We start from the raw sequence: 18,980 nt of genomic DNA on the forward strand, positions 1-18,980 counted from the left end.
GCCTCCAGAGTCAGTGCAGGAAGAGAGAGGAATCCCGAGGGTCCAGATTGGCGCCGCCGCGATGTCGCAAACGTCCGGCTGCGATTGCGCGGCGCGCGAGTGCGGCAGGCCTGGTGAATCGATTCGATGCGCGATGCGTCCGTCCGGAATATGTCCGGGCCGCCGCGATCCAATCGACTCACGTTGAGTAAGGATGCTATGCGCGCAACAACCGGCTTTCCAGTCCCGTAAAATGCCGTCAGTGTTCTATGAGTGGAACAATCATGGATGACCTGAACGACCTCTACTATTTCGTGAAGGTGGTCGAGCACGGCGGGTTCACGCAGGCGGGGCGGGCGCTGGACGTCCCGAAATCGACGTTGAGCCGGCGCATCGCCGCGCTGGAGGCGCAATACGACGTGCGGCTGCTGCAGCGGACGACGCGTCACTTCACGGTCACGGAAACCGGCCGCGAATTCTACGAACGCTGTCTTGCGGTGCTCGTCGAAGCCGATGCGGCGCGCGAGGTAATCGAGCGTCAGCACGCGGAGCCGCGCGGCATCGTGCGCGTGAGTTGCCCGACCGCGCTGCTCGAATATCGCGTCAGCGAGCTCATCGCGCGTTTCATGGCGATTCATCCGCAGGTGCACGTGTATCTCGAAGCGACCAACCGTCGCGTCGACCTGCTGAGCGAAGGCTTCGACCTCGCGCTGCGCGTGCGCTTTCCGCCGCTGGAGGACAGCGATCTCGTGATGCGCATTCTCGGCGACAGCCCGCAGCGGCTGGTGGCCGCGCCGCAATGGCTGGCCAGGCGCGGGGCGCCGCCGACGGATCCGGCCGGGCTGGCTGGCGAGCCGAGCCTCGACTGGGGTCCGGCGCGGCATCACGTGTGGCAACTGGTCGGGCCGAACGGCGAGCATGCGCAACTGCGCCACCATCCGCGCTATATCTCCGACGACATGCATGCGCTGCGCGACGCGGCGATTCATGGCGTCGGCATCGTGCAGCTGCCTTGCATGGCGATCGACGACGATCTGCGCGACGGCACGCTGATCGACGTGCTGCCGGGATGGGCGCCGAAGGGCGGCGTGATTCACGCGGTGTTTCCGTCGCGGCGGGGGTTGCTGCCGCGCGTGCGGTTGCTGATCGACTTCCTCGCCCAACATATCCGCAAGGATTGACGGCGGCGGCGCGGGCCGCCGCTTTCACCGCCGCCCGCCGGCCCGCTCGGCGGTGCTTGCGGATCGTCGCGCACGCCTTTGTTCCGCAGCCTGGACAATTCCCTGGGCATCCGCGCGCTGTCGTGGTAGAGCAGCATCGTGTGGTTGAACAGCGTGGCGGCGCGTCGGTGGCGGCCGCGATCGACGCGCTGACGGCGGCGATGCGCGCGCAACCCGGCGACACCGAATGATGCGGTGCGGCACAACCATCGGACGAATCGGGGTTTGGCGCGTGCGGCCGCGACCGCGTGTAAGCCCTGATGCGAGCGGATGCGCCGGCGCGCACGGATTGGTGTTAAATGTACGTTGGCGCATCAGCGGCACGCGCGATCGGGGGCGCACCGGGAGTCGGCGTAAACCCGGAGCGGCACACGGCACGAAGGATTTCTAACGAATCGGGCGCAACAGACCCGGTCGGACTGACGGCAGGATTCATCTTGAATACCGAACCGCAAAGTTCTCGCTACAGCCTGGGGCTCGCCGCCGAAGTCCTTGCGTCCGAGCAGAGCGTGCTGAGACTGATCACACGCAATACCCCGCTGCCGGAACTGCTCGTCGAGGTCTGCCGGCGCGCCGAGGCGTTGCTCGGCGACGGCGCGTCCTGCACGATCCTGTTGCTCGACCCGGACGGCATGCACGTGCGGGTGGGCGCCGCGCCGTCCTTGCCTGCCCAGTACGGCATCGCGATCGACGGCGCGACGATCGGCCCCGCCGCGGGCTCGTGCGGCACGGCGATGTACGAGCGCCGGATCGTCGCCGTCGAAGACATCGAAACCGATCCGCTATGGGCCGACTACCGCTCGTTCGCGTTGCCGCTCGGGTTGCGCGCGTGCTGGTCGGTGCCGTTCGAGGACGAAGCCGGCAGCGTGCTCGGCGCGTTCGCCGTCTATTACCGCACGCCGCGCCGGCCCAGCGACGAGGAAACCGACCTGCTGCGCGACATCGGCAACAGCGTCGGCCTCGCCGTGCATCAGGACCGGATCGCGCGGCAGCTCGCACTGAGCGAGGAACATCACCGTCTGGTCGTCAACAGCCTGAGCGAAGGCATTCTCGTCGTGTCGCGCAACGGCGTGGTGGTCGCGAGCAATCCGAGCGCGAACCGGATGATGCGCACGACGGGCGACCTCGTCGGCCGGCGGCTGTCGACGGTGATCCTGTACAAGCTGCACGAGGACGGCACGCCGATTCCGCCCGACGACTGGCCGAGCCGGCGCGTGTTGGCGACGGGCGCGCCGCTGCTCGACTACACGGTCGGCTTCGGGCTCGCGGACGGCGACGTCATCTGGGTGCGGGGCAACGCGGTGCCGATCGTGAAGCCGGGCGAGACGCAGCCCGAATCGGTGCTCGTGTCGTTCCATGACATCGGCCCCGTGCGCGAAGCGCAGCAGCAGTTGCGCTACATGGCGACGCGCGATGCGCTGACGGGCCTGTACAACCGGCGCTGGCTGTCCGACCGGATGCGCGAATTGTTCGGCATGCGCGACGCCGCGGCCGGGCCCGCGCGGGTCGCGATCCTGTTCATCGATCTGGTCGGCTTCAAGAAGGTCAACGACACGGCCGGCCACGATGCAGGCGACGCGCTGCTGCGCAGCGTCGCCGCGCGGCTCGCGGCCTGCGCGGGCGGCCGGTATTCGCTCACGCGCGTCGGCGGCGACGAGTTCGTGATCCTGGTCGACGACTGCGGCGATCCCGACGGGCTTGCCGTGCTTGCGCGCGAGGTGATCGATACGATCGCGAAGCCGTTCGCGATCGCGAACAACGAATACTGGCTCGGTGTGTCGATCGGGATCAGCGTCGCGCCGCGCGACGGCGACGATGCCGTCACGTTGATGCGCAACGCCGATTCGGCGATGTACGACGCGAAGCAGCGCGGCCGCAACCATTTCACGTTCTTCACCGCGTAGCTGAACCTGCGCCTGCAGCGCCGCTTCGCGATCGAGCAGTCGCTGCGGCGCGCGCTCGCATCGGACCTGCTGCGGCTCGCATACCAGCCGGTCGTCGACGCGCGCAGCGGCCGCACGGTCGGCGCCGAAGCGCTGCTGCGCTGGACGAGCCCGGAACTCGGGCCGATGTCGCCGGCGGAATTCATCCCGGTCGCGGAAGATACCGGGCTCATCGTCGCGATCGGCCAGTGGGTGCTCGAAACCGCATGCCGGCAGGCCGCCGAATGGCGCCGCACGATCGCGCCGGACCTGATGCTGGCGGTCAACCTGTCGCCGCGGCAGTTCCACGAAGGGCTCGTCGAATCGGTCGACCGCTGCCTCGCGCAGACGCAACTCGACCCGGGCGCGCTCGAGCTCGAGATTACCGAAGGCGTGTTGATGAACGACACGGACACCGTGCTGCCGATGCTCGAGGCGCTCACCGACATGAACGTGCGGATCTCGGTCGACGACTTCGGCACCGGCTATTCGTCGCTCGCGTACCTGAAGCGTTTTCCGCTGCACAACCTGAAGGTCGACCGCTCGTTCGTGTCGGGCGTGCCCGATCATCGCGATTCCGTCGCGATCACGCAGGCGGTGGTCGCGATGGCGCATTCGCTCGGGATGAAGGTCACCGCGGAAGGCGTGGAGACCGAAGCGCAGTCGTGGTTCCTGCAGCAGATCGGCTGCGACATGCAGCAGGGCTACCTGTTCAGCCGGCCGCTCGACCCGCTCGACTACGCGCGCTGGCTCGCGGCCGCGTAGGCCGCACGGGCCGCGCCGGCGTTCAGACGAAGCCGCCGGTGCCCGGCGCGAAGGGGGGCGCCGGCCCATCGACCGCGACACGGTTCTTGCCGTCGTGTTTCGCGCGATACAGCGCGCGATCGGCCGCTTCGATCAGCGAGGTCGTCGGCACGTCGGGTGCAGGCACGACGGTCGCGCCGCCGATGCTGATCGTCACGTAGCGGCCCGTCGACGAATGCGCGTGCTCGAGCCGCAGCGCCTCGACCGCGAGGCGGATCTTCTCGCCGAGCAGCCGTGCGGCGCCCGGCGACGTCGACGGCATCACGACCGCGAACTCCTCGCCGCCGAAGCGCGCGGCCAGATCGCCGGACTGCCCGAGACAGCGCTCGATGGTGGCCGCGACCTGCTTGAGCACGCTGTCGCCCGATACGTGTCCGTACGTGTCGTTGTACAGCTTGAAGTTGTCGACGTCGATCATCAGCAGCGACAGCTCGCCGCGCTCCTGCGCCACGCGTCGCCATTCGGCGGCCAGGTATTCGTCGAGGTAGCGCCGGTTCGACAGTCCGGTCAGCCCGTCCGAATGCGTGAGGCGCCGCAGTTCGAGATTGGCTTCGAGCAGTTGCTGCTGCGATTGCCGCAGCGCGCGATAGGCCTCGTCGCGTTGCAGCAGGTTCATGTACGAGCGCGAGTGGTAGCGGATCCGCGCGACGAGCTCGATGCGATCGGGCAGCTTCACGAGGTAGTCGTTCGCGCCGGCCGCGAACGCCGCGCTCTTGATCACCGGCTCTTCCTGTGTCGACAGCACGATGATCGGCACGTCGCGCGTCGCCGGATTCGCGCGGTACGCCTTCACGAGGCTCAGCCCGTCGATGCCCGGCATCACGAGATCCTGCAGGATCACGGTCGGCCGTGTCTCGATCGCGGTGGCCATCGCTTCGTCCGAGCGCGGGCAATAGTGGAAGTCGATGCTCTCGTCGTCGACGAGCGCGCGTCGAACGGCTTCCGCGACGATCGTCTGGTCGTCGACGAGCAGGACCATCGCCGGGACGTCGGCGGCCGGCGTATGTCGTGCGGGCGCGGCGTCGGCCGCCGCATGCGGGTCACCCGGCGGGCGGGTCAGGTCGCGGGTCATGATCGGGGCCGCGTAGCGCCGCGGCTGCGAGGAAGAGGGCGGGGCGTCATCGGTTCAGATCCGCGCGAGTGCGGTCAGCTCGCCCGCGATACGTTCGAGCGGCAGGATCGCGCGCGCCGCGCCCAGTGTGGCGGCCGCCTTCGGCATGCCGTATACGGCGCTCGTCGCCTCGTCCTGCGCGATCGTGTGATAGCCCTTCATCCGCAGCGCCTTCAAGCCGATCGCGCCGTCGCGTCCCATGCCCGTCAGCAGCACGCCGATCACGCGGCCCGGCCAGTGTTCGGTCAGGCTGTTGAAGAACACGTCGACCGACGGCCGGTACGGCGTGGCGGCCGGCTCGCGCGTGTATTCGAGCGTGCCGGCGCGGGTGATGCGCAGATGATCGTCGGTGGCGGCGAGCAGCGCGACGCCCGGCTGCGGGCGGTCGCCTTCGCGCGCGACTCGCACCGCCAGCTGCGTCTGGCCGTCGAGCCATTGCGCCATCCCTTCGGCGAAGGCGCGATCGACGTGCTGCACGATCACGATCGGCGCGCGGAAGTCGGCCGGCAGGCTGCCGAGGATCGATGCGAGCGCGCCGGGCCCGCCGGCGGATGCGCCGATCGCGATCAGCGGGCCGCCGTTCGCGTGTGAGGTCGTGCCGGCCGCGCGCACACCGCCGGGCGCATCGAGCAGGCGGCCGATCTGCTCGATCTTCGCGAGCAGCAGCCGGGTGGAGTCGCCGGCTTCGCCTTCGCCGAGGCGCGGCGTGTCCACCGCGTCGAGCGCGCCGGCGCCCATCGCCTCGAACACGCGCCACGCGTTCGCGCCGATGCAGTTCGTCACGATCAGGATCGCGCACGGGCGCCCGGAGCGCATGATCCGCCGCGTTGCCTCGATCCCGTCGCACCTCGGCATGATCAGGTCCATCAGCACGATGTCGGGCGGCTGCACGGCGCACAGTTCGACGGCCTGCGCGCCGTCGGTCGCGACCCACAGCACACGGTGCTCCGGACGTCGCGCGATCGCACGGCGCATCGCCTCGACGGCAAGCGGGAGGTCGTTGACGATGCCGATGTTCACAAGCGGGATACTCCGGTCGGTTCGTAGTGTTGGAGGTGGGCCGGGTTCATGGAAGGCGGTGCCGGTCCGGCACCGGTAAGCATCGGCGGACGGACGGCACGGAATTCTTTTCGGTTGGCGACGCCCGAATGCTGTCATGCGCCGCGAGCGGCGGCAATCGAAAAAATTGCGCATTGCGTCGATTCCGACCCTTTCCTCTATGGTCGGGCGGCATTTTTTGCCGCCCATGCGGCCGGACAGCCGCGCATGCGCCGTGCGGCGGTGCGGAAAACGGGCTCCCGGAGCCGGTATGGTAGCGTGACGGCTTCGTGTCGCGAGGCGATCGGCCGATCGTCATCGCGATCGCTGATTCCATGTATTTGCCGCTACGCATTTTCCATGACAGGCGAGAGCGGCCGGCAACACTAAACGGTTTCAGTTTCATTTCGATGCACGGAGCGTCACGGCGGATGAAAATCGCACACGGAACACGACGGGTAACGTGCAACGGCTCATGCAACCGCGCGGCAGGGCGGGCGCGATGACCGCACCCGACACCGTGGTCGTCAGCCGCGACCCGTACGCGCCGGTCGTGATCGAGCGGGACGGCCGGCTGGTGTACCGGATCCATATCGAGAGCGGGCATGCGTCCTTCCATCGCGAGTTTCCTGTCGATTCGGACGCGGTGCGCGTGCTGCGCGACGATGCCGAACGCTACTACTTCCTGTTCGCCGCGCTTCACCATCCGTACCAGCTGCGCGCGACGAACCTGTCCGACACCGAGTGCGAACGTTACTTCGGCACGATCCTGTTTGCGGATCGCGACGCGGTCGAAGCCTTCATGACGGAGTGCGATCGCGCCGCTAACGGCGCGGTGGCGAACCTGCTGAGGATCTTCACGCAGGCCGACTACCGGCAACTGCGCGCAGGCCGGTGGTTCGGCCAGGGCGCCGGCACGCCGGCCGCCTAGCAGCGAACCGCTGCGCGCCGCCGGCACGGCCGCGGCGTCAATGGCTGCGCGCGTACCCCTGGATCAGCGCGCGCATCATCCCTTCGACGGTCGCATCGAGCAAATCGGATTCCTGCTCGGACTCCTCGACGAGCGCGGCGTACGCGGTGGCAAGTGTCACGCGGTCGACTTCATGGCGCTGCTCCATCAGCGTGACCATGCCGTCCTTCGCCAGATGCGCGGAGAAGGCGCGGCTGCCGATGGTCTGGAATACGTCAATCATGGCGGCTCTCCCGTACGTTGCCGATGCCTTCCAGTTTAGTCGGCGCACCCGCGCTTCGCCACGCGCGGCGGCGCGGGAGTCTCGACGAAACGGCGGCGCGGCCGACGTCCGCCGCCCGCGCCCGGATTGTTCCGACGAAACCGTTATCCGGCATGCGGCGCGTGCAACGTCGCGTCAGGTTCAACGTTTACCCGAAACATCAAATTGTCGAATTTTTATCGATAAAGTCTCGTGTTAGATTTTGCGGCCTGAACCTGGTCGAAACCGGGCAGGCGGCGCCCGTCACGGCGCCGCGCATTCGACGCAAGGAGGGACAATGCTGGTGCTGATTGGGGTGCCGATCGTCGTGATCGGTTTCGCGCTGCGCTTCAACGCGCTGCCGGTGATCGCGCTGCTCGAGCGCAACGGGCTCAAGGAGCAGGCGAAGCGGATGATCTCGCGCGTGCATGCGGCGACCACCGGCCGCCGTGCTGCTGGCCGTCAACACGCTGCTGATGTATGCCTTCGTATTCCGCTTCTGACGAGATGCCAATGACCGACCGACTGACCCCCGAACTCGCCTCGAAATTCGCGTCGCTCGCGCTCGCGCACCTGACCCGCGAATATCCGAACAAGCTCACGCATGCGCTCGAATGCCCGCACGACGTGCAGGGGCCGCGCGCGCTACATCCGATCTTCTACGGCAGCTACGACTGGCATTCGTGCGTGCACGGCTACTGGCTCGTGCTGCGCGTGCTCGAACGCTATCCGGCGCTGCCGGAGGCCGAGCGGATCATCGCCATCGTCGACGCGCATTTCACCGACGCGAACGTCGCCGGCGAACGCGCGTATCTCGCGCTGCCGCACAACAGCGGCTTCGAGCGGCCTTACGGCTGGGCGTGGCTGCTGGCGCTGTCCGCGCAACTGGAGCGGCTCGTGCTCAAGGGTGTGGTGCCGCAGGCCGCGCGCTGGGCGAAGACGATGGCGCCGCTCACCGACCTGTTCGTCGCGCGCTTCGAAACCTTCCTGCCGAAGGCGACGTATCCGCTGCGCGTCGGCACGCACTTCAACACTGCGTTCGCGCTGGCGCTCACGCTCGACTTCGCGCGCGAGACGCAGCGCGACGGGCTCGCGGCGCTGATCGTCGATACGGCGAAACGCTGGCACTTGAACGACGCCGCGTGCCAGGCGTGGGAGCCGTCGGGCGACGAGTTCCTGTCGCCCGCGCTGATGGAGGCGGAGCTGATGCGGCGCGTGCTGCCGGCCGGCGAATTCGACGGCTGGTTCGCGCGCTTCCTGCCGGATCTCGCACGCGGCGAGCCGGCGACGCTGTTCGTGCCGGCGACGGTCAGCGACCGCAGCGACGGCAAGATCGCGCATCTGGACGGATTGAATCTGAGCCGCGCGTGGTGCCAGCGCTCGCTCGCCGGTGCATTGCCGGAAGGCGATGCGCGGCGCGCGAAGCTGCTCGATGCGGCCGACCGGCATCTGGCGAGCGCGCTCGCGCACGTGGCCGGCGACTACATGGGCGAGCACTGGCTCGCGACGTTCGCGTTGCTGGCGGTGGAGGCATGACGCGCCAAACCTGAGCGAAAAACCCGCGCGAAACCCGGATGAAGCCGTTGCCGGCGGCATGGTTATCGGGGCGCGGCTATACTCGGCGCTCGGGCCGTCGCGCGCATCATGCGTTGCGCGTAGCGGCCATCCGCCAGTTCGCCGCCTCGCCATGGACAAGTTGATTGCCTACGTCGCCGCGATCCACGGGCTTGCCGGCCCGGTGTCGATCGTGTCGCATGTCACGTCGCACGACCGCTGGACCGACGACGACGTCGAGGTCACGCGCGACGAAACCGAATACCGCTTCGACAACGGCGCGATCGTGCGTCGCTCGGTCGAGCAGGACCGCGCACCGTCCGACCTGCTGTGCGCCGAATGCTGGATCGACTACGACGTGATCCGCCATCCCGATGCGCAGCCGATCAGCCCGGCGCGGCTCACGTTCGACAACGCGTGCCGCGAGACCTTCTGGCTGCGTTACCACCTCGCGTGAACCCGGCCACGCATGCCCGGGGCGGCAACGCCGTCGGGCGTCGCACGACGGTTACTGATAGAAGTTGAGCGTGACCATCGCCGAGCGGCCCGGCGCCCACGTCGCATAGATCGGATACGCGCTCGCGTAATATTTCTTGTCGAACAGGTTCTGTACGTTCAGCTGAACGTCCATCGTCTTGTTCACGCGCCACGTCGCGGCCGCGTCGAAGCGCGCGTAGCCGGGCGTCCATTTCTTCGTCGTCGCCGACACCGATGCGTAGGTCTGGCTCATTACCGTCGCGCCTGCGCCGAGCGTGAGCTTCGGCATCACGTCGTAGCTCGTCCACAGCGTGAAGTTGTGCTTCGGCACCATCACCATCGGCAGGCCCGATGCGCCGGGGCTGCCGGGGCCCGCGTCGGTCGTGATCGCGTTCAGGTACGAGTAGCCGCCGAACACGTGCCACTTCGGCGTCAGGTTGCCCGCGAAACCGAGCTCGACGCCGCGCACGCGCTGCTTGCCCGCGTTGACGGTGTGACCGAGACCGTCGCTGACGCGCGCATTGGTCTTTTCGGTCTGGAACAGCGCCGACGTCAGCGACAGCTGATCCTGCAGCACGTCCCATTTCGCGCCGATCTCGATGTTGCGCGAGCGCTCGGGCGCGAGGTCCTGGTTCGTCGCGGTGATCTGGTCGGTGCCGCCGCCGAGGCCCGAGTTCGAGCCCGGCGGGTTCGACGACGTGCCGTACGACGCGTACAGGCTCACGTTGGTCACCGGCTTGAACACCAGGCCGAACTGGTAGCTGAACAGGTTCGACGTGTTCGACAGGTCGGCGACGCCGGCCTGCTTGCCGGTCGTGTCGTAGCGGTCGAAGCGCAGCCCCGTGTTGAACTGCCAGCGCTCCGACAATTTGACCGTGTCGAAGATGTACGCGGACACGGTATCGGTGCGCGTGTTTGTCGTCGGGCCGGGGAAGCTCTTGTCGCCGTTCAGCACGATGCTGCCGGTCCACGGCATGTTCGGGTTCCAGCCGCCGGCGAGCGGCGTGCAGTTGCCGGCCACCGTGCACGGGCCGCCCGAGCGGATGTTGTCGCCGGCCGAATCCGACACGAGATAGCCCTCGTAGCGCGCCTGCTCGTGGCTGAACTCGACACCGGCCGTCATCGTGTGCTTCATCCCGAACAGGTTCGCGCTGCCGGTCACTTCGGTCTGGTTCGCGAAACCGTTGAGCGCGTACTTGCCGCTCTTCGCCTGCAGGCCGAGCATCGCCGGGTTCGACGCGAGGATCTGCGGGTTCGTCGCGACGTAATCGAGCGTCGAGCGCCCGAACGTCGTCGTGTTCTTCAGCTTCCAGTCGTCGTTGATCTTGTGCTCGATGCGCACTTCGCCGGTGTCGGTCTGTCCGTAGCGATAGTCGCGCGTGTTCAGCCCGAAGAACTGCCCGCGGCTCGTCGGTACCGGCGTGCCGCCCGACGCGCGGAACGGCACGCTGAAGTCCGGCATGTCGTACGCGTTCATGTGGTAGTAGCTGACCGTGACCGTGGTCGGCGTATTGAGCCCGAACACGATCGACGGCGCGACGCCCCAGCGCTTGTTGTAGACGTCGTTGCGGCCGGCCTGGTTCGCGTCGTGACCCATCACGTTCAGCCGCACGGCCGTCGTGTCGTTGATCTTGTGGTTCGCGTCGACGGTCGCGCGCTTGTAGCCGTCGGTGCCGAAGCCGATGCTGCTGTTGATGAAGTTGTCGTTCTGCGGCGTCTTCGTGACGATGTCGATGCTGCCGCCCACCGACCCGCGGCCCGCGTACACGGAGTCGGGGCCCTTGATCACGCTGATCTGCTCGACCGCGAACGTCTCGCGGTTCTGCAGCCCCGAGTCGCGCATCCCGTCGACGAAGATCGCGTTGCGCGATTCGAAGCCGCGAATCACCGGACGATCGGCCGACGGGTTCGCGGCCGCGTCGCCGCCGAGAAACGTGATGCCCGGCACCGAGCGCAGCGCATCCGCGAACGACGTGATGTTCTTTTCCCTGATCAGTTGCTCGGGGATCACCGTGACCGAGCGCGGCGTGTCGAGCAGCGGGGCGGTGAACTTGTACGACGGCGAGCGCTTCACCTGCAGGTCCGACGGCGCGGACGACTGCACCGTGATCGTCGGCAGCGTCGTCGACGTATCGGCGGCGCGCGACGGATCGGTAGCGGGAGCGGTTTCGGCGGAAGCGAGCAGCGGCGTCAGGAAAACGGAGCAGGTCAGCGCCGACACGAGGGCACGGGGCCTCGTCTTGAACTGGGCGGGCATATCGGGAGGGCAGCGGAAGTATCGGTGAATCGGATGCGTCTTCGCGATACCGGACCGGGCCCGTAATACCGGAAAACGTCAATGTAAATGCGTATGATTCGCGTTAGCGATCGCAATTCTACGAATTATTACGAATCATGTAAACGATCGAATGGTTTTTGTACTAAATCGGTCAGGCTTTCGTGATCTTGGGCGCTGCTTTGCATCCGGTGCAACACCGCTTTCCATCGACCGGCCGGCGCGTCGCGCCGGCGAGTCGATACACTGCCGTACCGGTTGCGCGGGCCCCGGCGAACAGGCCCGGACGAAGGAGACAGGACAGATGGACACCCAACGCGCAGCGGTCGTGACGTACCGCGGCAATGCGATCGAAAACACCCACGTCGCCGATATGGCGGTGGTGGATGCCCGCGGCAGTCTGCTGTTCCGGTTCGGCGATCCGTTCCGGACGACGCTCGCGCGTTCGGCGGCGAAGCCGGCGCAGGCGCTGTCGGTGATCGAGACGGGCGCGCCGGAGCGGTTCGGTTTCGACGATGCGGACATCGCGTTGATGTGCGCGTCGCACAGCAGCGAGGAGCAGCACATCGCGCGCACGCGGGCGATGCTGGCGAAGGTCGACGCGCAGGAGTCGGATTTGCGGTGCGGCGGCCATGCGCCGTTGTCCGATGCGGTGTACCGGTCGTGGATCAAGCGCGATTACACGCCGACCGGCGTGTGCAGCAACTGTTCGGGCAAGCACGTCGGGATGCTGGCCGGCGCGCGCGCGATCGGTGCGGCGATCGCCGACTACCATCTGCCGGACCATCCGATGCAGGTGCGCGTGAAGCACGTGGTGGCCGATGCGTGCGGGCTGCGCGACGATGAAGTCGACTGGGCGATCGACGGATGCAACCTGCCGACGCCGGCTTTCTCGCTCGATCGGCTCGCGCGTCTTTACGCGTCGCTGGCCGACGGTGCGGATACGGTGGAAGCGGGCGGCGATGCGGCGACCGACCGCGTGCGCGCGCTGGCGCGCATCCATCATGCGATGACCGCGCATCCTGAACTGGTCGCCGGAGAAGGGCGCTTCTGCACGGTGCTGATGGGTGCATTCGACGGGCAGGTGGTCGGCAAGCTCGGTGCGGACGGCTGCTACGGGATCGGCGTGCGCGCGTCGGAACGCACGCGGCAGCTTGGTGCGCACGGCGCGCTCGGCATCTCGGTGAAGATCGGCGACGGCAACATCGACGTGCTGTACATGGTCGTGAGCGAACTGCTCGAACGGCTGCAGATCGGCACGGCGGCGCAGCGCGCGCGGCTGGCCGCGTTCCATCGCCCGCGCATGCTCAATACACAGGGCGTCGAGATCGGGCACGCAACGTTCCCGTTCGAATTGCAGGCGGCCTGAATGGCGTGAGCGTGCCGATGCACGGCCGCGGCTCGTCGCGAGCGCGGTGTGCGTCGGCTTGCGAGTGCCGGCCGATGCTGCCGCGCATGCGAGCGCCGCAGCCGCGGCCGCGGCGCGCTACGCGCGAGCGTCGCGAATCTTCATCAGCTGTGCGTCCGACAGCGCGCCGATGTCCGCGAGCTGTTCCGCGAGAAAGTCCTTCAGCACGCGCAACTTCGCCGAGCTGCGCCGGTTCGCCAGATACGCGATGTAGATGTACTCGCCGGTCAGCCTGTTCTGCAGCCGATAGCGCGGCAGCACCGGTTCGAGCCGGCCGCTCGCGAGCAGGTCGCGCACTAGCCAGATCTCGAACTCGGCGATGCCGAGCCCCGCGCAGGTTGCCTCGAGCAGCAGCTCCGAATGGTCGGTGACGAGGTTGCCGCCCGGCAGCACGCTGTGCCGGGCATCGTCGCTCGTCAGTTCCCAGCGCGGATCGCCTTCGGGATGCACGTAGCGCAGGCAGTTGTGACGCGTCAGGTCGTCCGGCGTCGCCGGCCGCCCGCAGCGCTCGAGGTAGCCGGGCGTCGCGCACAGGATGCTGTCGTTGCGCGACAGCCGATGCACGACCAGGTTGTCGAGATAGTTCTCGCCCTCGTGGATGTCGAGATCGAAACCGCCGGCGACGAGATCGTTGTGGTTGTCGGTGAGCCGCACGTCGAGCTGGATCGTCGGGTAACGCGCGAGAAACGGCGCGATGAGCGGCGCGAGATGACGGCGGCCAAACGCGACCGGCGCGGTGAGCTTGAGCGGCCCGCTCGGGTGCGCATTGAGCTCGGCGACGACGCGCAGCGTATCGTCGAGATCCGCGATCAGCGTGACCGCGCGTTCGAGGTAGATGTGGCCGGCTTCGGTCAGCGTCACGCTGTGCGTCGAGCGATGCAGGAGCGCGACGCCCAGCGCTTCCTCGATCGCGGTGATCTTGCGTGCGACGGTGGACGTCGACACGTGCATCTCTTTCGCGACCGCGGAAAAACTTCCCATGTCGACGACGCGCACGAAGGTGCGCATGGCGCCGAGATGGTCGACGCCGGTGTCTCTCGCGGCTATTTTCATTCGTTTCTCGCTGTTGCGTCCCACGCAAAACCGCTTTCGATAATACAGAAGCGAGCTTCTTTATGCAAAGGCATAGAATGCGATCCCGTCGTATCGGGACGCGGCGGGCACAGTGCGTTTGCCGCGTCGGCACGGGACATTTGAGGAGGGGACCATGACGGAACAAGGCTTCCGCGTCGAGGCGGATCTTTTAGGTAAGCGAAGCATTCCGGATCACGCGTACTATGGCGTCCATACGCTGCGAGCGAAAGAGAACTTCGATATTTCGGGGCGCACGATCGCGTCGCTGCCGTACCTCGTGATGGCGCTTGCCGCCGTGAAGGAAGCCGCGGCCGATGCGAACTGCGAGCTCGGGCTGCTGCCGGGCGCGTATCGCGACGCGATCGCCGCCGCGTGCGTCGAGATCCGCGAAGGCCGGCTGCACGACCAGTTCGTGGTCGACATCATCCAGGGCGGAGCCGGCACGTCGACCAACATGAACGCGAACGAGGTGATCTGCAACCGCGCGCTCGAAATCATGGGCCACGCGCGCGGGCAGTACGAATACCTGCATCCCAACGAGCACGTCAATCTCGCGCAGAGCACCAACGACGTATATCCGACCGCGATCCGGATCGCCACGTGCTTCGCCGTCGAGCACCTGCTGGAGGCGATGGCGCGCCTGCGCGACGCGTTCGCGGAGAAGGCCGACGCATTTTCGGGGCTGCTGAAGCTCGGCCGCACGCAGTTGCAGGACGCGGTGCCGATGACGCTCGGCCAGGAGTTTTCGACCTACGCGGTGATGGTGACGGAAGACATCGCGCGCCTGCAGGAAGCCGGCTGGCTGATGCGCGAGATCAATCTCGGCGCGACCGCGATCGGCACCGGCATCACCGCGCACCCGCAATACGCGGAGAAGGCGCTGGCCGCGCTGCGCCGCATCACCGGCCTGGACCTCAGCACCGCGCCGAACCTGATCGAGGCGACGCAGGATTGCGGCGCGTTCGTGCAGATCTCGGGCGTGCTGAAGCGGATCGCGGTGAAGCTGTCGAAGATCTGCAACGACTTGCGGCTGCTGTCGAGCGGCCCGCGCGCGGGGTTCGGCGAGATCAACCTGCCGCCGGTGCAGGCCGGCTCGTCGATCATGCCGGGCAAGGTGAACCCGGTGATTCCGGAAGTCGTGAACCAGGTCGCGTTCGAAGTGTTCGGCAACGACCTGACCGTGACCTTCGCGGCCGAAGCCGGGCAGCTTCAGCTCAACGCATTCGAGCCGGTGATCGCGAGCGCGCTGTTCCGCAGCTTCAGCCATCTGACGGCCGCGTGCACGACCCTCACGGGCCGCTGCGTGAGCGGCATCACCGCGAACCCCGAGCGGCTGCGCGAAACGATGGAGCGTTCGGTCGCGCTCGCGACCGCGCTGAACCCGTACATCGGCTACAAGCGCGCGACCGCCGTGGCCGCCGAGGCGCACGAGAGCGGCAAGTCGATCCGCGAAGTCGTGCTGGCGCACCGGTTGATGACCGAGGCGCAGCTCGACGAGGCGCTGCGACCCGACGCGCTGATCCGCCCGCGCGCGTACTGATTCCGGCCGCGCGGCGCCGGCGCGCCGCGCGTGGCCGTTCCCGCTGCGCCCCGCCGATGGGCGCACCACATCAAGAAACGGAGACACACCATGAAGCACGCCAGCGAGCGCCCGGCCGATACGGCCGGCGGCGCGGATCCCCGCCATGCCGACCGCCATGCGATGTTCGCGTCGCACGAAGCCGGCTATGCGAAGCAACTGAAGCCGCGCCACGTGCAGATGATCGCGATGGGCGGTGCAATCGGCACCGGCCTCTTTCTCGGCGCGGGCGGCCGCCTGCAGAGCGCGGGGCCCGCGCTGGCCGTCGTGTATCTCGTGTGCGGCGTGTTCGCATTCCTGATCATGCGCGCGCTCGGCGAACTGGTGATGCATCGGCCGACCAGCGGCTCGTTCGTGTCGTACGCACGCGAGTTCATGGGCGAGCGCGCGTCGTTCGTCGCCGGCTGGATGTACTACCTGAACTGGGCGACCACCGGCATCGTCGACATCACTGCGGTCGCGATCTACATGAAGTACTGGGCCGTGTTCACCGACGTGCCGCAATGGGTGTTCGCGCTCGGCGCGCTGGGGATCGTGTCGGTGATGAACATGATCGGCGTGAAGGTGTTCGGCGAGATGGAGTTCTGGTTCTCGATCGTCAAGGTCGGCACGCTCGCGCTGTTCCTCGCGGTTGGCGCCGTGTTTCTCGCGAGCGGCCATCCGGTCGCCGGCCACGCGACGGGGTTGCACCTGATCGCCGGGAACGGCGGACTCTTTCCGCACGGGATCCTGCCGGCGGTGCTGATCGTGCAGGGTGTGGTGTTCGCGTATGCGAGCATCGAGCTCGTCGGCGTCGCGGCGGGCGAGACCGCCGATGCGCGCAAGGTGCTGCCGAAGGCGATCAACAGCGTGATGTGGCGTATCGCGTTGTTCTACGTGGGCTCGGTCGTGCTGCTGACGATGCTGTTGCCGTGGACCGCGTACAGCGCGCACGAAAGCCCGTTCGTCACGTTCTTCAGCAAGCTCGGCGTGCCTTACGTCGGCACGGTGATGAACATCGTGGTGCTGACCGCCGCGCTGTCGAGCCTGAACTCCGGCCTCTATTCGACCGGGCGCGTATTGCGATCGCTCGCGATGGGCGGCTCGGCGCCGCGCTTCGTGTCGCGGATGAATGCGCGCGGCGTGCCGTACGGCGGGATCCTCGTCACCGTCGCGATCAATGCGATCGGCGTGCCGCTGAACTACATCGTGCCGACCCAGGCGTTCGAGATCGTGCTGAACATGGCGTCGCTCGGAATCATCTCGACCTGGGGCTTCATCGTGATGTGCCAGATCCTGTTCCGCCGCGCGGTCGATCGCGGGGAGCTGAGCCCCGTATCGTTCCGGATGCCCGGCGCGCCGTTCACGTCGTGGCTCACGCTCGGCTTTCTCGCCAGCGTGCTGGTGCTGATGGCGTTCGATTATCCGGGCGGCACGTGGACCATCGCGATGACTCCCGTCGTCGTGCTCGCGCTGGTGATCGGCTGGAAGCTGGCGAAGCGCGGCGTCGCGCGGGAGGCCGTTGCCGCAGCGCCGGTCATCGGCGATCCGGCGCGCAACGTCTGACGACCTGCGCGGGCGACCTGGCCGCCCGGTGCGCTCAGTTCAACCCGGCGCGCGCGTCGACCCAGCGGCCGAAATCGCGCGCCATCTGGACGGTCAGTTCATGGCCGGCGTCGTACAGCCGCGTGTCGTGCGCGACGCCAAGCGCCGTCAGCTTCGCGTCGGCGGTGTCGGCCCATGCGACGGGCAGCTTGTCGTCGAAGCGGCCGTGCATCACCAGCGCGTGGAGCGGGCTCAATGCGTCGCGCGGTGCGATCAGCGGATCGATTTCCGGCAGGATGCGGCCGCACAGCACGGCGAACGCGGCCACGTCGGCCGGCGACGTGAGTCCGACGCTCGCGCTCATGATGCCGCCCTGGCTGAAGCCGGCGATCACGGTGGGCAATGCAGGGGGGGCGGGTTCGACGTCCCGGGCGCCCAACGCGCGCAGCAGCGCAATCAGCTGCGCGCGGCTCGCCTCCGCGCGGGCCGCATCGATTTCCGGGCCGTTCGGGCCGAAGCGCACCGGAAACCACGCGTGCTGGTTCGGGCCGAGCGTCAGCGGACCGCGCACGAAGGCGATTTCGATGCGCGGGTCGACCGTGCCGGCCAGGTTCAGCAGGTTGGTTTCGTTGCCGCCGACGCCGTGCAGCAGCAACAGGCGGCCCGCGGGGCGGCCGTCGGCCGGGCGCAGCCGGTACTGGAGGCCGGATTCGGAGTCGGTGGTCAGCGGCAGGACGTCGGTCATTGCATGGGTCCGGTTGGGGAATGATCCGACAGTCTAGAGCGCGCGGGCGGGAAGGTGAATCGCCGGATGGCGATTGATTGTTTCCTAATCGGAATGAATGCGCTGCCCGGGCGTTCGATATCAGGGGCGGCCATTCGCGCCGTGACGCGAGAAAATCCGCCGAGCGGCGGCTCCTTGCCGTCAGTCGGTATGCCACCCGCATGGCTCGTCATGGCGGCCGGCGCGCATTCCTCCCCCGAGATCACCGCAACCGAATCACGGTCGACTTCAACTCGGTGTACTTCTCCAGCGCGTGCAGCGAGTTGTCGCGCCCGTTGCCCGACTCCTTGAAGCCGCCGAACGGGAAATTCATGTCGTCGGTTTCCTCGTAGCCGTTCACCCACACCGTGCCGGCCCGCAGGCGGCGCGCGGTTTCGTGCGCGGTCGTCAGGTTGGCGGTCCACACCGACGCAGCCAGCCCGTAGCGCGTGTCGTTCGCGAGCGCGACGGCCGTATCGAGGTCGTCGAACGCCGTCACCGCGAGCACCGGCCCGAAAATCTCCTCGCGCACGATCCGCGCATCGGCGCGCGGGCAATCGAACACGGTCGGCTCGACGTACTGGCCGCCGCTTTCCGTGCGCGCGCGCTTGCCGCCGGCGAGCAGCGTGGCCTCGTCGCGGCCGGCGTCGACGTAGCCGAGCACGCGCTCGACCTGCGCCGCATCGATCAGGCTGCCCATCCGTGTGTCGGGCGACAGCGGATCGCCGGGCGTGTACTCGGGCGCGATCGCGAGCACGCGCGCGACGAGTTCGTCGCGGATCGCGCGATGCACGAGCAACCGCGAACCTGCCGTGCACATCTGCCCGGTGTTGTAGAACACCGCATGCGCGATGGTGCGTGCCGCGCGTTCGAGGTCGGGGCAGTCGGGCAGCACGAGCTGCGGCGACTTGCCGCCGAGTTCGAGCCACACGCGCTTCAGGTTCGAATCGGCCGCGCAGCGCGCGACCTCGTGGCCGACCGCGTTCGATCCCGTGAATCCGAGCCAGTCGACGTCCGGATGCCGCCCGCGCGGCTCGCCGG

14 protein-coding genes and 2 pseudogenes are annotated in these 18,980 nt (G+C 67.7%); 9 read left to right on the forward strand and 7 right to left on the reverse strand.

Annotated elements, in window-relative coordinates; all coding sequences use genetic code 11:
* Positions 1 to 263: 263 nt before the first annotated feature.
* Together J7024_RS31845 and J7024_RS31850 are read left to right on the forward strand one after the other, a co-directional pair.
* On the forward strand, positions 264 to 1,160 hold the full coding sequence (locus J7024_RS31845; RefSeq protein WP_124826293.1) for a LysR substrate-binding domain-containing protein: 897 nt from the start codon (positions 264 to 266) through the stop codon (positions 1,158 to 1,160).
* A 476-nt stretch (positions 1,161 to 1,636) separates the two neighbouring features.
* A pseudogene (locus tag J7024_RS31850) lies at positions 1,637 to 3,886 on the forward strand (putative bifunctional diguanylate cyclase/phosphodiesterase).
* Positions 3,887 to 3,908: 22 nt separating this feature from the next.
* Here the strand turns inward: J7024_RS31850 and J7024_RS31855 are convergent.
* Positions 3,909 to 4,997 carry a diguanylate cyclase domain-containing protein gene (locus J7024_RS31855; RefSeq protein ID WP_124826291.1) on the reverse strand — a complete coding sequence of 363 codons (1,089 nt, stop codon included), beginning with the start codon at positions 4,995 to 4,997 and terminating at the stop codon, positions 3,909 to 3,911.
* A 54-nt stretch (positions 4,998 to 5,051) separates the two neighbouring features.
* Positions 5,052 to 6,056, reverse strand: a complete 1,005-nt coding sequence (locus J7024_RS31860; protein ID WP_124826290.1) for a chemotaxis response regulator protein-glutamate methylesterase — start codon at positions 6,054 to 6,056, stop codon at positions 5,052 to 5,054.
* Positions 6,057 to 6,576: 520 nt separating this feature from the next.
* On the opposite strand from J7024_RS31860, the gene J7024_RS31865 reads away from it, so the two are divergent.
* A complete protein-coding gene (locus J7024_RS31865) occupies positions 6,577 to 7,005 on the forward strand; it encodes a hypothetical protein (RefSeq protein ID WP_124826289.1) in 429 nt (142 codons plus the stop codon).
* A gap of 37 nt (positions 7,006 to 7,042) precedes the next feature.
* On the opposite strand, the gene J7024_RS31870 is transcribed toward J7024_RS31865, so the two are convergent.
* Positions 7,043 to 7,267 (reverse strand): hypothetical protein, encoded by a 225-nt coding sequence (locus J7024_RS31870; protein WP_124826288.1) that lies wholly within the window; start codon positions 7,265 to 7,267, stop codon positions 7,043 to 7,045.
* Between the two features lie 316 nt (positions 7,268 to 7,583).
* Between J7024_RS31870 and J7024_RS31875 the strand changes: the two are divergent.
* The 3 genes and pseudogenes from J7024_RS31875 to J7024_RS31885 form a co-directional block, all read left to right on the forward strand.
* Positions 7,584 to 7,733: pseudogene (locus J7024_RS31875) on the forward strand (5-oxoproline transporter, DUF969 family subunit); the annotation flags it as partial.
* A 65-nt stretch (positions 7,734 to 7,798) separates the two neighbouring features.
* Positions 7,799 to 8,821, forward strand: a complete 1,023-nt coding sequence (locus J7024_RS31880; protein ID WP_124826287.1) for a DUF2891 domain-containing protein — start codon at positions 7,799 to 7,801, stop codon at positions 8,819 to 8,821.
* A gap of 151 nt (positions 8,822 to 8,972) precedes the next feature.
* Positions 8,973 to 9,296 carry a hypothetical protein gene (locus tag J7024_RS31885; RefSeq protein ID WP_124826286.1) on the forward strand — a complete coding sequence of 108 codons (324 nt, stop codon included), beginning with the start codon at positions 8,973 to 8,975 and terminating at the stop codon, positions 9,294 to 9,296.
* Positions 9,297 to 9,347: 51 nt separating this feature from the next.
* Here the strand turns inward: J7024_RS31885 and J7024_RS31890 are convergent, their stop codons facing one another.
* On the reverse strand, positions 9,348 to 11,573 hold the full coding sequence (locus J7024_RS31890) for a TonB-dependent receptor (RefSeq protein ID WP_175750512.1): 2,226 nt from the start codon (positions 11,571 to 11,573) through the stop codon (positions 9,348 to 9,350).
* A 322-nt stretch (positions 11,574 to 11,895) separates the two neighbouring features.
* On the opposite strand from J7024_RS31890, the gene J7024_RS31895 reads away from it, so the two are divergent.
* A complete protein-coding gene (locus J7024_RS31895) occupies positions 11,896 to 12,960 on the forward strand; it encodes an asparaginase (protein WP_124826284.1) in 1,065 nt (354 codons plus the stop codon).
* A gap of 117 nt (positions 12,961 to 13,077) precedes the next feature.
* Here J7024_RS31895 and J7024_RS31900 read toward each other — a convergent pair whose 3' ends face one another.
* Complete coding sequence (locus tag J7024_RS31900; RefSeq protein WP_124826283.1) at positions 13,078 to 14,052, reverse strand: LysR family transcriptional regulator; 975 nt, start codon at positions 14,050 to 14,052, stop codon at positions 13,078 to 13,080.
* A 154-nt stretch (positions 14,053 to 14,206) separates the two neighbouring features.
* On the opposite strand from J7024_RS31900, the gene J7024_RS31905 reads away from it, so the two are divergent.
* Together J7024_RS31905 and J7024_RS31910 are read left to right on the forward strand one after the other, a co-directional pair.
* Positions 14,207 to 15,613 (forward strand): aspartate ammonia-lyase, encoded by a 1,407-nt coding sequence (locus J7024_RS31905; protein ID WP_124826282.1) that lies wholly within the window; start codon positions 14,207 to 14,209, stop codon positions 15,611 to 15,613.
* 90 nt (positions 15,614 to 15,703) lie between these two features.
* Complete coding sequence (locus J7024_RS31910) at positions 15,704 to 17,197, forward strand: amino acid permease (protein ID WP_234745796.1); 1,494 nt, start codon at positions 15,704 to 15,706, stop codon at positions 17,195 to 17,197.
* 34 nt (positions 17,198 to 17,231) lie between these two features.
* Here J7024_RS31910 and J7024_RS31915 read toward each other — a convergent pair whose 3' ends face one another.
* Positions 17,232 to 17,921 carry an alpha/beta hydrolase gene (locus J7024_RS31915; RefSeq protein ID WP_175750513.1) on the reverse strand — a complete coding sequence of 230 codons (690 nt, stop codon included), beginning with the start codon at positions 17,919 to 17,921 and terminating at the stop codon, positions 17,232 to 17,234.
* Positions 17,922 to 18,162: 241 nt separating this feature from the next.
* On the reverse strand, positions 18,163 to 18,980 hold an 818-nt coding region (locus tag J7024_RS31920; RefSeq protein ID WP_234745797.1), incomplete at its 5' end, for an aldehyde dehydrogenase family protein.

Source organism: Burkholderia sp. WTPI3, assembly GCF_021483755.1.
GTDB lineage: Bacteria > Pseudomonadota > Gammaproteobacteria > Burkholderiales > Burkholderiaceae > Burkholderia.